Raw genomic sequence first — 22,207 nt, 5'->3', positions numbered from 1 at the left:
CGGCATCGAGGCCACGGCGACATGAACGGCGGTCCTGAAATCGTCGACCTCTTTGTCATCGGCGGCGGCGTCAACGGCGCCGGCATCGCGCGCGATGCCGCCGGCCGCGGCCTTTCGGTCATCCTGTGCGAAAAGGACGATCTCGCCGAAGGCACCAGTTCGCGCTCGGGCAAGCTTGTCCATGGCGGCCTGCGCTACCTCGAATATTACGAGTTCCGCCTGGTGCGCGAAGCGCTGATCGAGCGCGAGGTGCTGCTGGAATCGGCACCCCACATCATCTGGCCGATGCGCTTCGTGCTGCCGCACAGCCCGGACGACCGGCCGGCCTGGCTGGTGCGGCTCGGCCTGTTCCTCTACGACCATCTCGGCGGCCGCAAGCGGCTGCCGGCGACCCGCACGCTGAACCTGCACACCGCGCCCGAGGGCGCGCCGATCAAGGACGCCTTCCGGCGCGGTTTCGAATATTCCGACTGCTGGGTCGACGATGCCCGCCTCGTTGTGATCAATGCGCTCGACGCCGCCGAGCGCGGCGCCAGGGTTTTCACCCGCACCGCCTGCACCGCCGCCCGCCGCGAGAACGGCGTGTGGGTTGTCGAGATGCAGGATGGCAGGACGGGTACCAGGACGGTGGTTCGGGCGCGCGCGTTGATCAATGCCGGCGGCCCCTGGGTCAACGACATCGTCAACCGTGTTGCCGGCCAGAACTCCAGGCGCAATGTCCGCCTGGTCAAGGGCAGCCACATCGTCGTGCCCAAATTCTGGGAGGGGCGGCAGGCCTATCTCATCCAGAACAGCGACAAGCGCGTGATCTTCATCAACCCCTATCAGAACGATCTCGCTCTGATCGGCACCACCGACATTCCCTATGAGGGCCGGCCCGAGGATGTGGCCGCGGATGAGAGCGAGATCGATTACCTGATCAAGGTGGTCAACCGCTATTTCAAGCGCGGCCTGGCGCGCGGCGATGTCGTGTATTCGTTCTCCGGCGTCAGGCCGCTCTATGACGACAATGCCGACAACCCAAGTGCGGTGACCCGCGACTATATTTTCGAGCTCGACGCGCCGGATGCGCAGGCGCCGCTGCTTTCCGTCTTCGGCGGCAAGATCACCACCTTCCGCAAGCTGGCCGAACATGCGCTGGACAGGATCGCGCCGTTCTTTCCCCATATGGGCAAGCCCTGGACGGCGAAGGCGCATCTGCCCGGCGGCGACATCGCCAATGCCGATTTCGAACAGTTTCTCGGCGACCTCGGACGCGAATATCCATGGATGCCGGCATCGCTGCTCAAGCATTACGGCCGGCTCTACGGCACCAGGACGAGGGCTTTGGTTGGCGCGGCGCGTTCGCTCGATGACCTCGGGCGCTGCTTCGGCAAGGATTTCTTCGAGCGCGAGGCCAACTATCTCTTCGATCAGGAGTGGGCAGTGACGTCAGCCGACATCCTCGAGCGGCGCACCAAGCATGGCCTGCATCTGTCCGCCGAGGAGAGGGCGGCCTTCGAGCACTGGTCCGCGAACCGGCTGGCGAGGGCAGGCTGATGGCGCATCCGGGCGACAACCACTCCAGCGAATTCTGCATGCTGCGCTCCTTGTCGGCCAGCATCGGCGCCGACCCGCTGCTGGTCCAGGGCGCCGGCGGCAACACCTCCATCAAGCAGGCGGGGGTGCTGTGGATCAAAGCCTCCGGCACCTGGCTGAAGAATGCGCGCGACGATGAGATCATGGTGCCGGTGGCGCTGGCGCCGTTGCTGGATGCCGTGGCGCAGCGGAGCCCGGCGGCCGAGACGGCCGGGCAGTTCACGCTGGCGGATCTCAACCCTCGCCAGCTGCGGCCCTCCATTGAGACGACGGTGCATGCGCTGCTGCCCCAGAAGATCGTCGTCCATGTCCATTGCGTCGAGACGATTTCGATCGCCGTCCAGGCCAATGCCGAAACGCTGCTGGAGGAGCGCCTGCGTGGGCTCGATTGGGCGTTCGTGCCGTATCGCCGGCCCGGTCTGCCGCTGGCGCAGGGGATCGCCGAGCGGCTGAAGCCGGCGACCAACGTGCTTGTGCTTGGCAATCACGGGCTGGTGGTCGCCGCCGACACGGTCGGCGAAGCAGCCTTGCTGCTGCAACGGGTGACCGGCCTGCTCGCGCGGCCGCCGCGACCGGCTCCGCCGCCCGATCTCGACGCGCTGCTGCGGCTCGCTACCGGCAGTGACTATCGGCTGCCGGCCTCGGCGGCCGCGCATGCTGTCGCGACCGATCTCGCCAGTTGCCGCATCGCCGCTTCCGGCAGCCTCTATCCGGATCATGTCATCTTCCTCGGCGTCGGCTCGGTGATCGCCGGCCCCGCCGAGAACGCGGCGGCGGTCGTTGCCCGCACTGCGGCCGCGCCGACGTCCATTCTCTTTCCCGGCAAGGGCGTGCTGATGCGCCGGAATGCCAATGCCGGCGCCGAGGCGATGGCGCGCTGCCTGGCCGACGTCGTCGCGCGCGTCGATGGAACGGCGCGCGTCAACTATCTCAGCCCAAAGGAGAATGCCGAGCTGCTGAACTGGGACGCTGAAAAATACCGCCAGCAACTCAACCGCGAGGGGGCGACGCTGCAATGACGGCATTCCGCTCCACCATTGTGTCGTTGCTCGGGGAGGGATAGCGGCCTTGGCCTTCACGCTTTCCCTCAACACCAATCCGCTGGTCAACCGTTTTGCTGATCCGGACGATTTGATCGACACCATTGCCTATGACATCGGCATAAGGGACGTGCAGCTCACGCATGAGTTCGTCAATCCGGGCTGGCCGGCGGCGACGATCGTCAAATTCGTTCGCCTGTTCCGCGATGCACTCGCCCGCACCGGCGTGCGCGTCACCTCCGGCATGACCGGCCCTTACGGCCGGCTCAATCATTTCGGCCATCCCGACGCCGATGTGCGCCGCTATTATGTCGACTGGTTCAAGACCTTCGCCGACATTTCGGCCGAGCTCGGCGCCAGCGGCATGGGCACGCAATTCGCCATCTTCACCCACCGCGACTTTGACGACCTCGAGCGTCGCGCGCGGCTGTTCGACATCGCGCTGGACTGCTGGCGCGAGGTCGCCGAGCATGCCAAGGCGGCAGGCCTGACCTACCTGTTCTGGGAACCGATGTCGGTCGGCCGCGAGTTCGGCCACACCATCGAGAACTGCCGCCAGTTGCAGGGCGCGATCGACGCCGCCAGTATGGCCATTCCGCTGGAGATGATGGTCGACATCGACCATGGCGACGTCACATCAAGCAATCCCGCCGACATCGATCCCTATGCCTGGGCGGAAGCCTTTCCCCGGAAATCGCCGATCATCCACATCAAGCAGTCGTCGATGAACAAGGGCGGCCATTGGCCGTTCACCGCGACCTACAACAGGGATGGCCGCATCACGCCGGAAAAACTGCTGGAGACGGTGCGGCGCGGCGGCGGCACCGACAACGAGATCTGCCTCGAACTGTCGTTCCGCGAGCGTGAGCCGGTCGACCATCAGGTTGTCGCCATGATCCGCGAATCCGTCGACTACTGGGCTCCGTTCATCGACGCCGGCAGGTCCGGTCTTCTGCCAAAGGCCGAATAGAAATCGGGCAGGAGCCGATACGGCTCCTGCCCGATGAAAGCAGATTTCAAATCGGCCGAGTTCGGAGCAATTCCAGGAAAAGTGTGCAGCGGTTTTCCGCCCGGAATTGCGTCAAAACAAAGAGATAGAGCGGTTCGCCGCTCTATCCGAATTTCGGATCGAGGCTGCCCGACTTGTAGCGCTTGGCCATCTCCGAGACCGGCAGCGGCTTGATCTTCGGCGCGTTGCCGGCGGTGCCGAACTGCTCGAAGCGCTCCTTGCAGAGCTTGCGCATGGCAGCCATTGCCGGGGTGAGGTATTTGCGCGGGTCGAACTCGCTCGGGTTCTCGGTCAGCACTTTGCGGATCGCGCCGGTCAGCGCCATGCGGTTGTCGGTGTCGATGTTGATCTTGCGCACGCCATGCTTGATGCCGCGCTGGATTTCTTCCACCGGCACGCCCCAGGTCGGCTTCATCTGGCCGCCATATTTGTTGATGATCTCCTGCAGGTCTTCGGGCACGGAGGACGAGCCGTGCATGACCAGGTGCATGTTCGGCAGGCGGCGATGGATCTCCTCGATGACGTTCATGGCCAGCACGGCGCCATCGGGCTTGCGCGAGAATTTGTAGGCGCCGTGGCTGGTGCCCATGGCCACCGCCAGCGCATCGACATGCGTGTCCTTGACGAACTCGACCGCCTGTTCCGGATCGGTCAAGAGCTGGTCGTGGCTGATCGCGCCTTCGACGCCGTGGCCGTCTTCCTGCTCGCCGCCGCCGCTCTCCAGCGAGCCGAGCACGCCGATCTCGCCTTCGACCGACACGCCGCCCCAATGCGCCATGTCGACGACGCGCTTGGTGATGCCGGAATTATAGGCGTAGTCGGCCGGCGACTTGCCGTCTTCCTTGAGCGAGCCGTCCATCATCACCGAGGTGAAGCCGTACTGGATCGCGGTGACGCAGGTGGCTTCGTTGTTGCCATGGTCGAGATGCATGCAGACCGGGATGTCGGGGTGGATTTCGACCAGCGCGTCGATCAGCTTGGCCAGCACCACGTCATTTGCATAGGCGCGCGCACCGCGGCTTGCCTGCAGGATGACAGGCGATTTGGTCTCTTCCGCCGCCTCCATGATGGCGAGGCCCTGTTCCATGTTGTTCATGTTGAAGGCCGGCACGCCATAACCGTATTCGGCGGCGTGATCGAGCAATTGTCTCAGTGTGATGCGAGCCAACGAATAGTCTCCCGTATCTGGTTTCAAACCTGGTGGTTGCGGACTGTCCGCGCATCGTCCAGCCCACCGATGCTTCTGGCCGGATTTCGGCGCAACCGCAACCGTGACAGACCGTCCCGGCCGCAATTCTTGTTACAGCGACGCGATGAGAGCAAGCGGAATATCTCAAAGAATTGTCCCATTATCACAAAATTTCTGATACTTTTGCGACGATAGGTGTTATGTCTTGAAGCTTGAGCAAGGAGCCGAGGTTCGGCGTTGGCGGTCGGCGGCAATGAAGAGCGACATCAGGCGGCAAGGCATCATGGACTTTCTGATGGACGCTGGTCAGGCCGGCGTCGATGACCTTGCTGTGCGCTTTGGCGTTTCCAAGATGACCGTGCACCGTGACCTCGACGAACTCGAGGAAAGCGGTTTCCTGCGCAAGGTACGTGGGGGCGCCTCGATCCAGCCAAGCAGCCTGTTCGAAAGCGATTTTCGCTACCGGCAGAAGCAGGCGACCGAGGAAAAGCAGCGCCTTGCGGCAGCCGCCGTGGCCATGATCGAACCCGGCCAGACGGTGATCATCGACGACGGCTCGACGGCGGGCGGCATTGCGCGCCATCTCGCCGATTTGCGGCCGCTGACGGTGATCTCCAACAATCTGGCCGTCATCCAGGAACTGGCCGGCGCGGGAGGGATCAACCTGATCGCGCTTGGTGGCCAATACAGCAAGAAGTTTCACGGCTTCTTCGGCCTGCTCGCCGAGGACATGCTCAAATCGCTGCGCGCCGACGTCGCTTTCCTGTCCTCATCCGCCATCCATGGCGCCTCCGCCTTCCACCAGGACCAGGAGGTGGTGCAGGCCAAGCGGCTGATGATGGCGGCGGCAACCCGCAAATATCTGCTGGTCGATCACGGCAAGTTCGGCCGCACGGCGCTGCATTTTCTCACCGACCTCATGGCGTTTGACACGGTCTTCACTGGCCGTGAGCTGGAGCCGGGGTTGTACGAGGCGCTGGATGCCGCCGGTGTCTCGGTGGCCCTGGTCGGCAACTGAGTTCGGCACGGAGTAAGGAGTACGCGTGGTGTATTGGGTCGGTACAAGCTGGAAGATGAACAAGACGCTCGCCGAGGCGCTGGATTTCGCCGAACGCCTGGCCGGCTTCATTCCCGGTTTCGATGGCCGCATCCAGCCCTTCGTCATCCCGCCTTTCACTGCGGCGCGCGAGGTCAAACGGGCACTGTCGTCGACGCGTATCAAGGTCGGTGCCCAGAACATGCATTGGGCCGACGCTGGCGCCTGGACCGGCGAGATTTCACCCGTGATGCTGACCGACTGTGGGCTCGATCTGGTCGAACTCGGCCACAGCGAACGGCGCGAGCATTTCGGTGAGACCGACCGCACCGTTGGCCTGAAGACGGCGGCTGCGGTGAAGCACGGCCTGATCCCATTGATCTGCGTCGGCGAGACGCTGGCCGAGCGCGAAAGTGGCAAGGCCGATGCCGTGCTGACCGCTCAGGTCGAGGGGGCGCTGCAATTCCTCGAAGGCGAGGCGAAGAGCGCAAAAATCCTGTTCGCCTACGAGCCGGTCTGGGCGATTGGCGACAAGGGCATTCCGGCGAGTTCCGATTATGCCGACAAGCAGCAGGCACTGATCAAGACGGTGGCCGGGGGCCTGCTGCCGTCCGTGCCGCCGGTGCTCTATGGCGGCAGCGTCAATCCCGGCAATGCCGCCGAGCTGATCGGCCAGCCCAATATTGACGGCCTCTTCATCGGCCGCTCCGCCTGGCAGGCGGATGGCTACATCGACATTCTCGGCCGCGCTTCGGCGGCGATCTGAAGTCATCCAAACACGAAAGGGAAAGACATGAAAATAGCCATTGGAGCCGACAGCGCCGGCAAGCCGCTGCTCGACGTCATCGCCGCGCACCTTGCCACCAAGCCGGGCCTCACCGTCAGCGACCTCAGCCAGGCCGGCTACTATGCCGACCTCTCGCAAAAGCTCGCCCAGACCATCATCGACGGTGAGAACGAGCGCGGCATCCTGTTCTGCGGCACCGGCATCGGCGTCTCGATCTCGGCCAACAAGGTGCCGGGCATTCGTGCCGCACTCACCCATGACACCTATTCGGCTGAGCGCGCGGCGAAATCCAACAACGCCCAGATCATCACCATGGGCGCCCGTGTCATCGGCCCGGAACTGGCAAAGGCGATCGTCGATACATGGCTTGCCTCGGAGTTCGACGAGAAGGGGCCGTCGGCCGGCAATGTCCAGGCGATCGACAGGCTCGACGCGGCGAAGGTTTAACCCAGGCTCTTGCGTATCGCGCCGATGACGGTGACGGCCGATGCGGCGCCTGGATCGATGTGGCCAAGCGACCGCTCGCCGAGCCGCGACGAGCGGCCCTTGGCGGCGATCATGTCCTTGGTCGCTTCAGCGCCAGACTCGGCGGCGGCAAGGGCCGCCTCGAGGCTCTGAGCCAGGGTCTTGCCGGCGAGATTGGCTGCTGCGGCGGCTTCAGCCGCCGGTTGCCAGGCATCGACCATCGTCTTTTCGCCAGGTTCCGCCTTGCCGCGATCCTTGATGCCTTGCGCCATGGCCTGGAACAGGGCGATGAAATCCGCGTCGGCCAGCGTCGCCTTGCCTTTGACGGCGGAAGCCGCGCGCATGAAGGCCGTTGCGTAGAGCGGGCCTGACGAGGCGCCGACAGCATTGAGGAACGATTTCGCAGCCGTGTTGAGCAGCGCTGTCGGCTCGGTCGTTGCAAGGTCGAGCGGCGCCAGCGCATCGCGCACGGCATTGAAGCCGAGCTCCATGGCGATGCCATGATCGGCGTCGCCGATGACGCCATCGAGCTGGCAGAGCCGGTCCCGGTCGGCCGCGATCGCCACCGCGATCGTATCGAACATTCTTTTCAGGTCGGCGGCATCGATGGTCACGAGAACGCTCTTTCGTCAGCCGGCACGGAACATGGCACAGTCGCAGGGGTGGTCGAGCATGGTCTGCAGTTCCTCGTCGAGATGAAAAAGCGTCACCGAGGCGCCGGCCATTTCGAGCGACGTGCAATAATTGCCGACCCAGGTCGCGTGGATGGAAACGCCGAGTGCGTCGAGCCGCTGCTTGACCCTCCGGTTCATGATGTAGAGTTCCATCAGCGGCGTCGAGCCGAGCGAGTTGACCAGCACCGCGACCTTGTCGCCGCGCGACGGCGCCATCTCGGCGAAAATCTTGTCCAGCATATCGTCGGTGATCGCGTCGGCGGTGCCGAGCTTGCCGCGCGCGATGCCGGGCTCGCCATGGATGCCCATGCCGATCTCCATTTCGTCGGCGCCGATCTCGAAATTCGGCCGCCTTGTCTGCGGCAGCGAGCAGGGCGACAGCGCCACGCCCATGGTGAAAGTGTGGTCGTTGGCCTTGCGGGCGATGCGCTCGACCTCGTCGAAGGAGAGCATGAGGTCGCAGGCGGCACCAGCCGCCTTGAAGATGAAGAAATTGCCGGCGACTCCGCGGCGCTTCTGCCGCTGGTCGCGCGGTGCCGAGGCGACGTCGTCGGTGGTCAGCACCGTGCGCACCTCTATGTCGTCCATCGCGGCCATCTCGGCCGCCATGTCGAAATTCATCACGTCGCCGGCGTAGTTGCCATACATGAACAGGACGCCGGCGCCGCCGCTGACCACCTTGGCGCATTCGAGGATCGGATCGGGCGGCGGCGAGGCAAAGACATTCCCGATGGCCGCCGCGTCCGCCAGCCCCTTGCCGACAAAGCCGAGAAAGGTCGGCTCATGGCCCGAGCCACCGCCGATCACCAGCCCGACCTTGCCGGGTCGCGGCCCGTCACGGGCGATGATCGAGCGCGGGCTGCCGTCCGCGCTTTTGAGATGGCGAGGATGCGCGGCGAGGATCCCTTCGAGCATCTCGTCGACGGCGCGGTTGCCGTCATTAATGATCTTCTTGGTCTGCACCGGCATCCTCCCGACTTTTAGCAAATACTACCGGGTGTTATCGCGATTTCCACCCGGCCGGGAAGATTTCATGCCGCGATCTTTTCCCGTGCGGCGAGAATTTCCACGCAGGCCTTGGCCGCCTCCTTGCCCTTGACGGTGAAGTGCTCGAAGAAGAAGCGATGGTGCTCGGCGCTGTCGTGGTAATTGTGCGGCGTCAGCACCGCCGAAAGCACCGGCACGCCGGTCGACAGCTGCACGTTCATCATGCCGTCGATGACGGCGCTGGCGACGAACTCATGCCGGTAGATGCCGCCATTGACGACGAACGCCGTGCCGAGGATCGTCGCGTAGCGGCCGGTCCCGGCCACGGTCTTGGCGTGCAGCGGGATTTCGTAGGCGCCGGGGACGTCGAAGACATCGACGGCGAAGCGGTCGCCGCCGATGGCGGCCAGTTCCGCCTCGAAGGCTTTTACGCACTGGTCGACGATATCCGCATGCCAGCGCGCGCGGATAACGGCGATGCGAACAGTTTCATAGTCTTTGTGGGAATGCTGATTCATGGGTCCATCCTTCCGTTTCGAACCAGAATCAGGACGCACGATACGGAATCCGGCCCGCCGAGGTGGTCCGTTTTCCGTTTCGTTCTCTTTCATCCGGACTATACCGTCGGCTCCGGAATCACACCGGATCTGCTGACCTTTCCAACTCTGTTGGAAAGCGCTCGCGGGCTTGGATCGAGATCCTCACCGCCGGTGGGGACTTTCACCCCGCCCTGAGAACTTTAACGCCGTTTGTATGGAAGGGCAGGGCTGAGCTGTCAACCGGGCGACCGGCTGGTGGCCAATCACGTTCTGTCGACTGGAGCAATGGCGTGAACGAAGCGCTTCATCGCGTGCGCCATGCTGCGGCCGAAGCGGCAACCAGCATCAGCAGCGCCGCAACGATCGCGCAGAAGGCAAAGCCGAAGCTGGAATAGAGCGGTCCGAAGCCGGTGGTGCCAATAAAGACCGCCAGATAGGTCACCGCGCTGTTCAGGCCCATGATCGTGCCGCGCCGTGAGGGATCGAGCGCGGAGAGGCGCATCACCAGGACATTCAGCCCGAAATGATTGGCAAGTCCCCAGATAGCCACCATGGCGAGCGTCAGCCCGAAACTGTCGCTCGTCGCGGCAATGGCGACATAGACGATGGCGACAAGAAGATAGGCGAACGGCATGACGCGTCGCGCGCCCAGGCGATCGATCACGCCGTCGAGGAGAGCAGCCGTGCCGAAACCGATGCCATAGGCAAGGGCTGCCCAGCCATTGGCGCTCACCGGCTTGCCCAGGCCGCTGTGCAGGTGGTCGCCGAGATAGCCATAGACCCCGTAGAAGGCGGTCATGAAGGCCGCGCAGGCGACGAGAAGCGGCACGATGCCGGGAATGCTCAGCGCCGCCAGCGGCGTTGGTGCCGGGCCGCTTTTCCTGATGTCGCTCAGCGACGTCATGGTGAGACTGGCCAGCGCAAGCAGTGCCAGCACCGCGACGGCTGCGAAAACGGCGCGCCAATGCACCAGATCGGCAATCACGGCCGAGAGCGAAACGCCGGCCACCATGCTGAGCGTCCATCCGGTCAGCACGACGCCGATGGTCCCGCTTTCGCGGCCGGGCGGCGCGATCGCCGCCGAACTGGCATAGATCGCCGGCATGGCGACGCCGGCGGCGATGCCGGCGACCAGCTGGGCCGCGACCAGCATGATCAGTATCGGTGCGGCGGCGCTGGCGACGAGAGCAATGGCCAGCAACAGCAGTGCACCCTGTAGCATCCGGCGGGCGCCGAGCCGGTCGATGTAGCGGGCCAGGAACAGCGCGCTTGCCGAGGTGCCGAGCCCGAAGGCGGCCGCCGCGATCATCACCATCGGTACGCTTGTTCCGAACGACAAAGCCACCGCCGGGGCTATCGGCCCCAGGACCAGCGAATTCGAGCCGATGACGGCAATGCAGCCGGTCAGCAGATAGGCGAGGGCCGGGATCGGTGGCCTGGCATCGACTGGCAGGACTGTGGCTTGATTGCTGTTCGACATATCACCATAATGTCCGTATTAAATTCCGTGGCAACGGAGATTGTCGATATGGATGAAGAAACAGATGGCATTCAGCAGAACAGGCCGCCGCCCCGTGATGTCGACGCGATTGACCGAAAAATATTAGGCGTCCTCGTCGACGACGCCACGGTCAGTTATGCTGAACTCGGCGATCGGGTCGGTCTTTCACCACCTGCTGCCCATGAACGAGTCAAGCGCCTTCGGCGCAGTGGCGCCATTCGCGGCACCGCTGTCATCATCGACCCCAAGGCGGTGAAGAAGCCGCTGCTGGCTTTCGTGCATATCGACACCAGGGGCTGGGGCAAGACCCCGGAACTGATGGCGGTTTCGCAATATCCGGAGGTCGAGGAAATCCACACCGTCGCCGGCGACACCTGCATGCTGTTGAAGGTCCGCACGGAAGACACGAGGGCGCTCGAAGGCCTGCTCGCGCGCCTCTACGAAACGCCCGGCGTCACCTCGACACGCAGCTATGTCGTGCTGTCGACCTATCTCGAGCGGCCGGTACAGCCTGGCATCACCGAGACGTGGCCAACGCCCAACCATATGAGCAAGCCGCTGTATTAACCGCCAATTCGGATCGTCTCGAAATAGGCGTCGGTACCGACCTGGCCGCCCTTAAGCGCGATTTCGAGACCGTCGATTTCGCCGCCGCCATGCGCGAGGCAAAGCGGCGAACCCGGGGATTGCGGCAGCGGCATGCGCACGGTCAGCGCATCGATGGAGAGCTGTCCCAGCGCGTGGCTGGAGGTATCGCCGCCGGCGATCACCGCACGCTTGAGTTTCTGGTCGACAACCAGCCGGCGCAAAATGTCCCCCAGCGCCCTGCCGAGCCTGTTTCGTGCGCCTTCGATATGGTCGATCTCGGCACTGCGGTCGGCCTGAGGACCAAGGGCGGTGTAGAGGATGACGCTGCGCCCTGCCGCGAGGCTCGCCAGGCCGCTGGCGACGGCGCGCTCGATCGCCTCGCCGGCGCCGTCCGAGACCAGCCGCATGGCATCCATCTGGATGCCGTCGAACCCATGGGCGAGGGCGAAGCGGATCTGCTTCTCGGTGGTTGGCGACACACTGCCCGAGACCACGGCGAGCCGGTCCACCGGACCGGGCGGCGCGAAGGATGCGTGCCCAGCGGCGATGCCTGTGCCGGCCCATTCGGCAAGCAGCGCATATTCGACGCCCGAGGATCCAACGACGAAACCATGGCCTTGTTCGCAAACCCGCCAGAGCTGTTCGCCGACGCGTGCCTGCGTCTGGCGGCTTTCGACGTCGAACAGGACGATCGCCTTGTCCTGCAAGGCCTGGTCGACGGTCTGCGAACGATCATCCGCCTGCAGCGCCGCCAGGTCGACAAGGCCGGAGCCGAGATCGGTCTGGCGCGAGAGGTGGACGAGCAGGTCGGCCTCGTTCATCGGCGTCACCGGATGCCGGCTCATGACAGGATGCCGGTCGATGCGGAAATAGGTGCCGCGAAATGCCGCGAAGAGGTTGCCGAACGCCGTGTAGCGCTTGAGCTGGGGCGCTCCGACAACCACCGGCACGCTCTTCTGGTCGAAGACGGCGCGTCCGATCTCGATCGCCCGGCCGATGCTGCCGATTGTCGGGCTCGAATCGAAGGTCGAGCATATCTTGTAGTGGCAAACCGCCGCTTCGAGGCTTCTTAGCCATTCGAAGGCCGGGGCCAGATTGTCGTCCATCCATTGCGGCGTTTCGCTGCGGCTCGTACCCGCCAGTCCGACGGCACGGCACTGCGAAAACCGCGCCAGCAGTTGCTGGTCGGGTTGGCGCATGAACAGCACGGTCGGCACGCCGCCGAGCTCGAGCGCCTCCATGACGTCGGTCGAACCGGTGAGGTCGTCGCCATAGTAGCTGAGCAGCAGGTTCTGCATGGCCGCGCTCACGCCGCCTTGCCGTCGCCGAACTTTTCGATCGAGCGCGCCAGCTCGGCGTGGTCGCGGGCATAATCCGCCAGCGCAATGCCCGCGACGGCGGCCTGCCAGGCCTGCTGGACGGCGCGCACGCCGGCACCCGGGCCGTCGGGATGGCTGACGATGCCGCCGCCGCAGAGATAGAGCAGATCGACCGTCCGCCCGGTGCGCTCATAGGTCTCCGGTGCCTGTCCGCCCCACTGGCCGGAGCCGGCGACCGGCAGGGCGCAATCGTCAGGCGAAAACAGCGGCGTCGTCACCGCCTCGAAGGAGCGGACGAACGACTCGTCCGGCTCCCAGTATTTCGAGGCGATGCCGTTGATCTGGAACTGGTCGACGCCAAGCAGCCGCCAGAACTGCTGCCACACCTTGAAATCCATGCCGAGGCCGGGGTGGCGGGTGAGGATGTCCCAGCCATTGCGGTGGGCGTGCAGCACCAGGCCGGAGCGCTTTCTGAGATAAGCCATGCCGCCGAAGCCAATGGAGTTGATGTTGACCACGGCGCAATTGCCGCCGGCCGCAAGCACCAGATCGTGGTTGCGCATCATCTCGTCCGGATCGGCATGCGAGATGCCGAAGGCATACATCACCTTCTTGCCGGTCTTCTGCTCGTGGTCGAGGATCAGCGGCATGATCGCCTTAACCCGCTCCGCCAGCGGCGAATAGGCCGGGCTCATCAGCTTTTCATCGTCCTTGATGAAGTCGACGCCGGCCTCGATCAGTTCGCCCACCATCGCGGCCGTCTCAGGTGGCCGCAAGCCCAACGCCGGCTTGACGATGGTGCCGATGATGGGCCGGCCCTCGACGCCGGTCAGCCGACGGCTGCCGGCGACGCCGAATTGCGGGCCTGGATGGGCGCCCTTGAATTCCTGCGGCAGCTTCATGTCGACGACGCGGATGCCCGACAGGCCCTTGATCGAATAGGTGCCGCCGATGGCGATGGTCATCAGCGCCGAAAGATCGGTCCCGATCGCATCGAACGGGAAGGCGATGTCGACATCGGCGCGCTTGAAGGGCCCGCTGCCGGCCTCGGGAATGGACGGCTGCTCGGCATCGGGCAGATGCCGGATCGCCAGCACACGCGCCGCCACGCGTGCCTTCAGTTCTTCGGTCTCGCCGGGCAGGGCAACGAAAGTGCCGGTCGACTGGTCGCTGGCGATCTTGGCCGCCAGCGCCTCGATGCTATCAGGTGTTTCGATGCGGTAGGTGAAGGTGATCATGGGGAGCCGGCCGGTCGAAAAGGGTCCGAAAAAAGTTTCGTCGCGTCCGAAATCTGGTATAATGAGTACATAAGTATTGCAAGCAAATATCCCGGTCTTGTGCTGCGCGGCGAGCAAGGCGCAGGCATTCCGGGAATCGCGCCGGCAATGCTAGACAGGAACCGGGCCAGGGAGTGATTCGTCACGATGAACCGTTCGGAGCCGATCGTCCGGCGCAAACTTTCCGACGAAGTCTTTGCAAGGCTGCAGCGGCTGATCACCAGCGGCGAGCTGCAGCCGGGGGACGACATGCCGTCGGAGCGCGAATTGATGGAGCGCTTCGAGGTTGGCCGGCCGGCGATCCGCGAGGCGATGCAGGCGCTGAGCAATATGGGCCTTGTCGCCATTTCGCATGGCGAGCGGGCCAAGGTGCTGCAGCTCACCGCCAAGTCGATCATCAAACAGGTCGACGGCGCGGCCAAGATCATCCTGTCGTCGTCGAAGGACACGCTCGAGCACCTCAAGACCGCGCGCATCTTCTTCGAGCGCGGCATGGTCAGGGAAGCCGCCGAAAAAGCCACCGTCGAGGACGTGCAGCGGCTCAAGGCAACGGTCGCCGAGCAGCGTGCCGCGCGCGGCGATTCCGACGCCTTCATTTCCGCCGACATGAAGTTCCACACCCAGATCGCGGCGATATCCGGCAATCCGATCTATGTCGCCGTCAGCGAGGCAATGCTCGGCTGGCTGAAGGAATATCACACCGAGATGCTGATCTGGACCGGCAAGGAAAAGTTCACGCTGACCGAGCACGAAGAGATCGTCGACCGCATCGAGCAGAGGGATGCCGACGGTGCCGAGAAATCGATGATCAAGCACCTCGAACGCTCGCGCGCGCTCTACGTGATGAACTCCGAGAAGTAAGTTCTTAACCGATCCGGCTAATCGCGTAGGGCGACATTAGCAGATTGCCATGGCCAAGCGCGGAAGCGTCGACCGCGATATCGTCCGCCGTCAGGTTTGCCAGCCATACGATGGTCTCGCCCGAGGTGGAGCGCCCGGCCAGGGCGGCAATCCGCGTTTCGTCGCTCGTCTTGGCGGACACATGCGCGAGGCCAGCCAACTCGCAAAGCCCCTTGATAGCCCTGAAGATCGGTCGCGGTGACCCCTCGGCGGCGGGTTCGCCACCTGCCGCCAGCAGACCGAACGGCCCGGTGAAGCCGGACAGCGTCAGCATCTCCAGCCCGGCCGGTGCGACGCGGGCGGCATAGCCGATGGTCCAGGCGGCGGCGAACAAGCCGTTGTGGCGCGGATCGCGGTTCGCCATGGCAATGCGCTGTCCCTGCGGATTGTCCTTGGTCGCGCCACCATAGGGATTCTGCCGCATGGCAATGGTCGAAGGTCCGATCCGGTAGGGCCGGTCGCCGAAGATCGCCCGCGCCGACCGGGTGATGAACGGCAACGCCTCGAGCGATTGCATGACGCTGAGATCGTCGGCTGCGTGCACGATCGGGCAGGTGCAATGGGTGACGAAATCGAGCAACCCGGCCGGGACGCGCTTGCGGTTGAGTTCGGTGAAATAGCTGAACATGCCGCCCCCGAGACGGATGTCGGGAAAGGCGCGGCGCGCCGCGGCATAGACATCTTCGAGCGGCGGGCAGGGTGGCCAGGCACTGCCCGGCGGCGTCGACTGCCGGTCGACCGAAGGCGACACCGCGATGGCGTCGAGCCGCAGACCTGCCCGGTGCACCAGACCGGCGACCTCTGTGAGTTCGGCGTCGAGATCGCCGCTGCAGGCGGCAACGCATTCGAGCGTTGTCCGGGCGCGATAGGCGTCGGCGAGCCGGGCGAAAGCGCGCAAGGCGTCGAGCCCGTGACCGCGCGTCGGATCGTAGTGAAACAGCAGTTGTTGCGGACGGAGCACGGACAAGGTGGCGAGGTTCGCCAGCACCGTCTCGACATCGCCGGGATAGATGATCACGCCGACATCCGGCAGCGCCGGACCGGGCTCGCCGAGCGTCACGCGTACCGGGCCGGATGCCTTGGCGACGGTGGGCGTCCTGCTGTCGCTGGCAATGCGCAGGGTGATCGTCTGGCGGTTGGCCTCGCCGGCCGGCAACACATAGGGCCATGGCAGCGCGAGTGGCCGCACATAGGTCTTGTAGGAGGCATCGGACCAGTTGCGCTGGTCCTCCATCTCGAAAACGTCGCCTTCCATGCGGCATTCGGCGGTGACGCCGGGACGCACCGCATGCATGATGGCGCGCAAATCCTTGAAAGGCTGCCAGGGGTCGATCAGGTCAGGCAGTTTCGTCGCCACCACGCTGCCATCCGTATGCTCGACCGTCACCGGGCTGCCGGCGAGGCCGGCGATCGGATGCAGGATGCAGAAACCGCAGCGGTTCGTCTCGAAATCGCTTTCGGGCAGCGCGCTGACGTCGAACACCAGCCGGCCATCGGAGGAACCCTTGATGGTGGCGCGGAAGACGAGCCGGCTTCCGCCCGGCCCGGTGCAGCTTGCCGTATAGCCGACGGAGAACGCCTCGGCGCCCTGGTCGATGACCAGGTCCGCCAGCACTGGCTCGTAGGTGCCCCAGTCGCGGTCGCGCACGATATAGGCGATGGCGCGCAATACTTCAGTTTCGCCATGGCCGATGGTGCGCAGATTGCCGTTGACGAAATCGGCGCTGAGCGGCCCGGCAGTCAGCCGGACCGGTTGGGTCTCCGCCGCGCGTGTGCCGCACAGGAGGAAGCGATCCGCCGTCATTTCAGCAGGTCGTCGATCGGCACCGGTTGCCGGCTTGCGGCGCCGGCATAGGCGGCCTCGACCAGCGCGAATGTCTTGAGGTTGTCGGCCCCCGAGGTCGCCGGCTCCTTGCCTGATGCAAGGCAGTCGACCCAGTGCCGCTGGATCGCCAGCACGCTCTCCTGGATGTTGTGCCATGGCCGCGAGGCCCAGGGCAGCAGTGGCGGCGAGATATCCCTGACCGTTGTGCCGCTCTTGCCGGTGACGGTGAGCTGGTAGCCCTGCGCCAGCCGCACGGTGCCGTCGCTGCCGTCGATCTCGATCAGCGTTTCGGGAAACGGCTCGACGGCAAGCCTGGTCGCATAGCTGCAATCGACCACCGAAGTGGCGCCGCTCCTGTGATCCATCAGCATCGTGGCGACATCCTCGCCGGCGATGGCCGGGTTGACGCGCGCCGTGCGGGCGGTGAGGCTCGAGACGTCGCCGAGGAGAAAGCGCGCGATGTCGAGGATGTGGATGCCGAGATCCTCGATGATGAAGCGCTTTCCCGTCGCCAGGTAGGGCTGGCCGGAAAACACGTCATAGGCGGACCGGAAAGAGATACGCCCGAAGAAGGGCGTGCCGATCTCGCCGCTGTCGAGGACGGCGCGCACCGCCTGGATTGGCGACTGCCAGCGGAAATTCTCATGCACCATCAGCGGCACGCCGGCCTTGGCGCAGGCCGCGACCATCGCCTTGGCGTCGGCCAGCGCCGGCGCGAACGGCTTCTGGCAGATCACCGGAACGCGGTGGGCGGCCGCCATCTCGACCAGCGGCCGATGGCTGCCGACGGTGGTGGCGATGTCGACGAAGTCGAGCGTCTCGGCCGAAAACAGTGCCTCGGCGTCGGTGTAGCGCTTCGCCACGCCGAACTGGTCGCCGACGATCCGCAGCCGCTCCGGATCGCGGTCGCAGATGGCGACGATGGAGGCGCCGTCGATGTCGCGCCAGGCATGCATCTGGTTGACGGCGAAGAAGCCGCAGCCGATCAGCGCTCCACTCAAGCTCGCCATGATCAACCAGCCTTTGCCATTTGCATCAGAGTAACACGCTGCTGAAGCCGACGCTGCGCCTGGTCGACGACCACGGCGACGATGATGACCAGACCCTTGATCACCATTTGCCAGAAGGAGCTGACGCCCATCATCACCAGCCCGTCCGACAGGATGCCGATGACGAAGGCGCCGACGATGGTGCCGCCGATCGTGCCGCGGCCGCCCGACATCGAGGTGCCGCCAAGCACCGCGGCGGCAATGGCGTTCAGTTCGAAGCTTTCGCCAGTCGCCGGATGCGAGGCCATCAGCTCCGACGAGATGATCAGGCCGACGATCGCCGCGCAGAAGCCGGAGAACATGTAGACGAACATCTTGACCATGTTGACGCGCACGCCCGAGATGCGTGCCGCGCGCTCGTTGCCGCCAACGGCGAAGATATGGCGGCCGAGCGGCGTGTACCGGGCAAGATAGGCGGCACCCAGCGCCACAACGATCAGGATCCAGATCGAGACCGGCAAGCCTAGTAGCCGGCCGGCGCCGAGGAAGCCGAAGCCGGTGGTGCCGAGTTCCGGCTTGCCGACCAGGTTGGGGAAGGTGCGCCCGTCCGAAGACAGCAGCGCCAGGCCGCGTGCCACGTAGAGCACGCCGAGCGTGGCGATGAACGGCGCGACGTTGAGCCTGGTGATCAGCAATCCGTTGGCAGCGCCGATTGCTATGCCGACCACCAGCGTGATCAAGGCGATCTCCACCACGTTGAAATAGATGGTGTAGCCGATCTGCAGGTCGATGCCGTTGAGCACGAGATAGCCGGCCACCATGCCGCACAGGCCGACGATCGAGCCGACCGAAAGGTCGATGCCGCCGGTGATGATGACGAAGGTCATGCCCATGGCGAGGAAGGCGTTGAGCGCAACATGCTTGGCCATCAGGATCAGGTTCGCCGCCGACAGGAAGTTCGGCGCCGCGATGGAGAAGAACACCAGCACGGCGATCAGCGCGATGAAGGTCCTGAGCTTCATCAGCGTCAGCAGCGCGGAGCCGCTGGGGGCCGAAGAGTGCGCCGCCCTGGCCGGAATGTCAGTCATCAGCTTTGCTTTCCATGTGCGGGGGCAAGATGGGCAGGTCCGTGGCCGAGCGCCGATGCGGCGACGATCGCGGCCTCGGTCGCCTCGGCGCGGTCGAACATGCCGGTCAGTTTGCCATTGCTCATCACCGCGATCCGGTCGGACAGGGCCATCACCTCGTCGAGGTCGGACGTGGCGAAAAGGATGCCGAGCCCATCGCGCGACAGCTTGCGCATGGTGCGGAAGACATCGGCCTTGGCACCGACATCGATGCCGCGGCTCGGCTCGTCCATCAACAGCACCTTCGGTCCGGTGAGCAGCGCCTTGCCGATCACCACCTTCTGCTGGTTGCCGCCGGAGAGCGACGAGACTTCCTGCGCCGGGTCGGCGACCTTGATCGAAAGCTCGCGCACCATCTGCACCACGGCCTGCCGCTCGGCACTGCCTCGGATGTGGAACAGGGTGACGAAACGCGACAGGCTTGCCAGCGTCAGATTGCTGGCGACGGAGAGGATCGACACCAGGCCCTCGCGCTGGCGGTCCTCCGGGATCAGCGCCAACCCGCGCCGGATCCGCCGCGTCGTGTCGCGTTCCCTGATATGGTTTCCCTCGATGAAGATTTTGCCGCTGGCATGGCCGTGGCGGCCCATGATGCAGTCGAACAGCTCGCTGCGCCCCGCGCCCATCAGGCCGTAAATGCCCAAAATCTCGCCGGCGCGCAGCGACAGCGAGACGTGGTCGACCGCCAGCCCGCCGGTGGCGCGCGGCAGGCAGATGTCCTCGGCGCGGAAGATCTCTTCGCCCGGCACATGGCCGTCGGCCTTGGCGAAATCCTTGGCGTCCGAGCCGATCATCTGCCGCACGATCCATTGCGTGTCGACGTTTTTCACGTCCTCCTGGCCGGTGATGCGGCCGTCGCGCAGCACGGTGATGTAGTCGCCGATGCGGATCAGCTCCTCCAACCGGTGCGAGATATAGACGATCGCCACGCCGCGCGCCTTGAGGTCGGCGATCACCTTGAACAGGATCTCGACTTCGGACGCACTCAGTGCCGAAGTTGGCTCATCCATGATCAGGATGCGCGCGTCGAGCGAGACGGCCTTGGCGATCTCGACGAGCTGCTGCTGGCCGATGCGCAGATCCTCGACCAGCATGTCCGGCCGGATACCGGCTTCGAGCCGATCGAGGAATTCGCCGGCCCGCCGCTCCTGCTCCTTGCGGTCGATCTTGCGAAACCGGTTGGTGATCTCGCGCGTGGCGAAAATGTTCTCGGCAACCGTCATGTTGCCGAACAGGTTCAGCTCCTGGAACACCATGCCGATGCCGCGGTTCACCGCGTCACCCGACGAGGAGAAGGAGACCTCCTTGCCGTCGAGCAGGATGCGGCCGGCCGTCGGCTGCTCGACGCCGGCGATGATCTTCATCAGCGTCGATTTGCCGGCGCCGTTTTCGCCGACCAGCACATTGACCGCGCCCTTGCGCACCTCGAAATTGGCCTGCTTGACCGCGACGGTGCCAGCATAGACTTTCGAGACGTCTTCCAGCTTCAGGATGATGTCGTGACCGGTTGCCGAGCTCATGGTTTCGGCCCGATCTCGGCCTCCGCCGGCGTCACCAGCGGCAGGTCCTGGCCGCCTTCGATCGTATAGGCGCCGAGCACCTTGGCGGTGCGGCCCTCCAGCGCCTCGCGCGGCAGCTTCGACAGCACGGTCTTGTCGGCATAGGCATTGAACGCCTTGCCGAACTGGGCGAAATCGATTTGGTTGGTGAAATCGTTGAACTGGACGAAGTCGAGGCTGTCGCGCAGTGCGGTTCCGCGCATCGCCGGCCCGATCTGCACCCGCGCATCCGCCTTGCCGTCGCCGTCGACGTCGATATCCATCGTTGCCGCGCGCGACTGCGTGTTGGCGGCGACGATCTTGCCCTCGACGCGGACCGCGAAGGTCCACGGTGAATTCGCCTGCTTCTTGGGGTTGCCGTATTTGGCGCCAGCGGCCGCCTGGTCGGTCTTCGCCAGCGCATGGACCTCGGCGAACGGCCCGGCCTTCTGCTGCAGGTACGGGATGACCTTCGCCACCCAGATCTCCTCGACCATCTTGTCCGGGTTGAAGCCGGACGCATTGGCGCCGCCTTGCGCGGAGGGCGTCGGCAGAATCTTGCAGGCGCTGAGGCTAAGGCCGGCGGCCAGCGCAAGGATCGGCCAAGTCGCTTTAATCGGCCCGGTTACTTTGGTGGGCCATACCGGCTTGTTCAGCATGAAGGTCAAAGCATCCCGGTGAAAAAGGAGGCGAGGGACGAACCCTGGGTTCGTCCCTTGCTGTTTGCGTTGCGCCGGCTCAGTTCTTCAGCGCGAAGGTTTCCAGCTTGGCGGCATTGTCGCCATTGACGAGAACGCAATCCATCAGCTGCTTTTCCTTCTCCGGCGACTTCTTGTTCTTGATGAAGTCGTTGGCCTGTTCCACCGCCATCTGCGCCTGGGCATAGGCCGGCTGCAGCACCGTGGCCTTGATGCCGCCGGAGGTGATGGAGTCGCGCACGTCGTTGGAGCCGTCGAAGCCGACGACGATAACATCCTTGCGGTTCGCCGCGGCGAGCGCCGCATAGGCTCCCATCGCCATCGTGTCATTGCCGGAGATCACGCCCTTGATGTCGGGATTGGCCTGCAGGATCGATTCCATCTTGGAGTAGGCTTCGGTCTGGCTCCAGTTGGCCGACTGCTGCGCGACCTTCTTCAGGTCCGGATAGTCGTCGATGACGTCATGATAACCCTTGGAGCGGATGCCGGCATTGGTGTCGGATTCCTTGCCGACCAGCTCGACATAATTGCCCTTTTCGCCCATCAGCTTGACGAACTCCTGCGCGCCGAGCTGGGCGCCCTGGTAGTTGTTGGAGACGATCTGCGCCACGGCGACGCCGGTGGCGTTGATCTCGCGGTCGATCAGGAAGGAGGGGATGCCGGCGTCCTTGGCCTTCTGCACCGCGGCGACGGTGGCGTCGGCGCCGGCATTGTCAAGGATGATCGCCTTGGCGCCACGGCCGATCGCGGTGTCGATCAGTTCGGACTGCTTGTTGGCGTCGTCATCATGCACCAGCACCAGCGCCTCGTAGCCGAGCTCCTTGGCCTTTGCCTCGGCGCCGACAGCTTCCGCCTTGAAGAACGGGTTGTCGTGCGAGGGGGTGATGATGGCGATCAGATCGGCCGCGAAGGCCGGCCCCGCCGTGCCAAGTGCCAGTACGCCGGCGAAAGCCGCAAGCGTCATTCTGCGAGTGAGTTTCATGAAGTCCTCCCGTTGAAAAGACATCGCCTCGACCAACCGAGGCCATTGTCTGCATTTGAATTCATCAGGCAGTGCGGGCAGCAGACACTCGGTCAGGCAAAGCCGTTTGCCGACTTTCCAACCGAATCGATTTTCGCTCCCCGTTCCTCGCCATCCTCC

21 protein-coding genes and 1 riboswitch are annotated in these 22,207 nt (G+C 64.6%); of the genes, 8 read left to right on the top strand and 13 right to left on the bottom strand.

Annotated elements, in window-relative coordinates; genetic code table 11:
- The first annotated feature begins 21 nt into the window (after positions 1-21).
- The 3 genes from AC1D05_RS04000 to AC1D05_RS03990 are packed head-to-tail and all read left to right on the top strand — an operon-like array spanning position 22 to position 3,588.
- Positions 22-1,539: a glycerol-3-phosphate dehydrogenase gene (locus AC1D05_RS04000; protein ID WP_477438411.1), complete on the top strand. Its 1,518-nt coding sequence runs from the start codon at positions 22-24 to the stop codon at positions 1,537-1,539.
- On the top strand, positions 1,539-2,597 hold the full coding sequence (locus AC1D05_RS03995) for a class II aldolase/adducin family protein (protein WP_477438409.1): 1,059 nt from the start codon (positions 1,539-1,541) through the stop codon (positions 2,595-2,597). Before AC1D05_RS04000 ends, AC1D05_RS03995 begins: the two co-directional genes overlap by 1 nt.
- Before the next feature lie 49 nt (positions 2,598-2,646).
- The gene (locus AC1D05_RS03990; protein WP_477438407.1) at positions 2,647-3,588 is read left to right on the top strand and encodes a sugar phosphate isomerase/epimerase family protein; all 942 of its coding nucleotides are present in this window, start codon (positions 2,647-2,649) and stop codon (positions 3,586-3,588) included.
- A 142-nt stretch (positions 3,589-3,730) separates the two neighbouring features.
- On the opposite strand, the gene fba is transcribed toward AC1D05_RS03990, so the two are convergent.
- On the bottom strand, positions 3,731-4,795 hold the full coding sequence (gene fba / locus AC1D05_RS03985; RefSeq protein WP_010914722.1) for a class II fructose-bisphosphate aldolase: 1,065 nt from the start codon (positions 4,793-4,795) through the stop codon (positions 3,731-3,733).
- A 274-nt stretch (positions 4,796-5,069) separates the two neighbouring features.
- On the opposite strand from fba, the gene AC1D05_RS03980 reads away from it, so the two are divergent.
- Genes AC1D05_RS03980 through derI form a run of 3 tightly spaced genes read left to right on the top strand, consistent with a single transcriptional unit; the run spans position 5,070 to position 7,086 of the window.
- Positions 5,070-5,834, top strand: a complete 765-nt coding sequence (locus AC1D05_RS03980; RefSeq protein ID WP_477438405.1) for a DeoR/GlpR family DNA-binding transcription regulator — start codon at positions 5,070-5,072, stop codon at positions 5,832-5,834.
- A gap of 25 nt (positions 5,835-5,859) precedes the next feature.
- A complete protein-coding gene (locus AC1D05_RS03975; RefSeq protein ID WP_477438403.1) occupies positions 5,860-6,618 on the top strand; it encodes a triose-phosphate isomerase in 759 nt (252 codons plus the stop codon).
- Between the two features lie 27 nt (positions 6,619-6,645).
- A complete protein-coding gene (gene derI / locus AC1D05_RS03970) occupies positions 6,646-7,086 on the top strand; it encodes a D-erythrulose-4-phosphate isomerase (RefSeq protein ID WP_027034077.1) in 441 nt (146 codons plus the stop codon).
- On the opposite strand, the gene dhaL is transcribed toward derI, so the two are convergent.
- The 4 genes from dhaL to AC1D05_RS03950 form a co-directional block, all read right to left on the bottom strand.
- Positions 7,083-7,718: a dihydroxyacetone kinase subunit DhaL gene (gene dhaL, locus AC1D05_RS03965; RefSeq protein ID WP_477438401.1), complete on the bottom strand. Its 636-nt coding sequence runs from the start codon at positions 7,716-7,718 to the stop codon at positions 7,083-7,085. The two genes, derI and dhaL, sit on opposite strands and share 4 nt — an antisense overlap.
- Before the next feature lie 15 nt (positions 7,719-7,733).
- A complete protein-coding gene (locus AC1D05_RS03960) occupies positions 7,734-8,747 on the bottom strand; it encodes a dihydroxyacetone kinase subunit DhaK (RefSeq protein WP_477438399.1) in 1,014 nt (337 codons plus the stop codon).
- A 62-nt stretch (positions 8,748-8,809) separates the two neighbouring features.
- Positions 8,810-9,283, bottom strand: a complete 474-nt coding sequence (locus tag AC1D05_RS03955) for a 6,7-dimethyl-8-ribityllumazine synthase (RefSeq protein WP_477438397.1) — start codon at positions 9,281-9,283, stop codon at positions 8,810-8,812.
- A gap of 77 nt (positions 9,284-9,360) precedes the next feature.
- Positions 9,361-9,507, bottom strand: a riboswitch (FMN riboswitch).
- A 101-nt stretch (positions 9,508-9,608) separates the two neighbouring features.
- Complete coding sequence (locus AC1D05_RS03950; protein WP_477438395.1) at positions 9,609-10,784, bottom strand: MFS transporter; 1,176 nt, start codon at positions 10,782-10,784, stop codon at positions 9,609-9,611.
- A 48-nt stretch (positions 10,785-10,832) separates the two neighbouring features.
- Here AC1D05_RS03950 and AC1D05_RS03945 point away from each other — a divergent pair, with 48 nt between their 5' ends.
- On the top strand, positions 10,833-11,372 hold the full coding sequence (locus tag AC1D05_RS03945; protein WP_477438393.1) for an Lrp/AsnC family transcriptional regulator: 540 nt from the start codon (positions 10,833-10,835) through the stop codon (positions 11,370-11,372).
- Here AC1D05_RS03945 and AC1D05_RS03940 read toward each other — a convergent pair.
- Together AC1D05_RS03940 and oiaX are read right to left on the bottom strand one after the other, a co-directional pair.
- A complete protein-coding gene (locus tag AC1D05_RS03940; protein ID WP_477439099.1) occupies positions 11,369-12,691 on the bottom strand; it encodes a four-carbon acid sugar kinase family protein in 1,323 nt (440 codons plus the stop codon). The genes AC1D05_RS03945 and AC1D05_RS03940 overlap by 4 nt on opposite strands.
- A gap of 8 nt (positions 12,692-12,699) precedes the next feature.
- Positions 12,700-13,950: a 3-oxo-isoapionate-4-phosphate decarboxylase OiaX gene (gene oiaX / locus AC1D05_RS03935; protein WP_477438391.1), complete on the bottom strand. Its 1,251-nt coding sequence runs from the start codon at positions 13,948-13,950 to the stop codon at positions 12,700-12,702.
- Between the two features lie 186 nt (positions 13,951-14,136).
- Here oiaX and AC1D05_RS03930 point away from each other — a divergent pair, with 186 nt between their 5' ends.
- Positions 14,137-14,850 carry a transcriptional regulator NanR gene (locus tag AC1D05_RS03930; RefSeq protein WP_477438389.1) on the top strand — a complete coding sequence of 238 codons (714 nt, stop codon included), beginning with the start codon at positions 14,137-14,139 and terminating at the stop codon, positions 14,848-14,850.
- A 4-nt stretch (positions 14,851-14,854) separates the two neighbouring features.
- On the opposite strand, the gene apnL is transcribed toward AC1D05_RS03930, so the two are convergent.
- From apnL to AC1D05_RS03900, 6 genes are all read right to left on the bottom strand, one after another.
- Positions 14,855-16,693, bottom strand: a complete 1,839-nt coding sequence (gene apnL / locus AC1D05_RS03925; protein WP_477438387.1) for a D-apionate lactonase — start codon at positions 16,691-16,693, stop codon at positions 14,855-14,857.
- Positions 16,690-17,724, bottom strand: a complete 1,035-nt coding sequence (locus AC1D05_RS03920; RefSeq protein WP_477438385.1) for a Gfo/Idh/MocA family protein — start codon at positions 17,722-17,724, stop codon at positions 16,690-16,692. Before AC1D05_RS03920 ends, apnL begins: the two co-directional genes overlap by 4 nt.
- A 2-nt stretch (positions 17,725-17,726) precedes the next feature.
- A complete protein-coding gene (locus tag AC1D05_RS03915) occupies positions 17,727-18,791 on the bottom strand; it encodes an ABC transporter permease (protein ID WP_477438383.1) in 1,065 nt (354 codons plus the stop codon).
- Positions 18,791-20,350, bottom strand: a complete 1,560-nt coding sequence (locus tag AC1D05_RS03910; protein WP_477438381.1) for a sugar ABC transporter ATP-binding protein — start codon at positions 20,348-20,350, stop codon at positions 18,791-18,793. The genes AC1D05_RS03915 and AC1D05_RS03910 overlap by 1 nt, the downstream gene beginning before the upstream one ends.
- On the bottom strand, positions 20,347-21,027 hold the full coding sequence (locus tag AC1D05_RS03905; protein WP_477438379.1) for a DUF2291 family protein: 681 nt from the start codon (positions 21,025-21,027) through the stop codon (positions 20,347-20,349). The genes AC1D05_RS03910 and AC1D05_RS03905 overlap by 4 nt, the downstream gene beginning before the upstream one ends.
- Before the next feature lie 79 nt (positions 21,028-21,106).
- Complete coding sequence (locus AC1D05_RS03900) at positions 21,107-22,048, bottom strand: substrate-binding domain-containing protein (protein WP_477438377.1); 942 nt, start codon at positions 22,046-22,048, stop codon at positions 21,107-21,109.
- Positions 22,049-22,207: the final 159 nt, after the last annotated feature.

The sequence above is a fragment of the Mesorhizobium sp. P2_E9 genome, assembly GCF_056403815.1.
The sequence above is the reverse complement of the archived record's forward strand: the minus strand, read 5'-3'. Positions and strand labels throughout refer to the sequence as shown.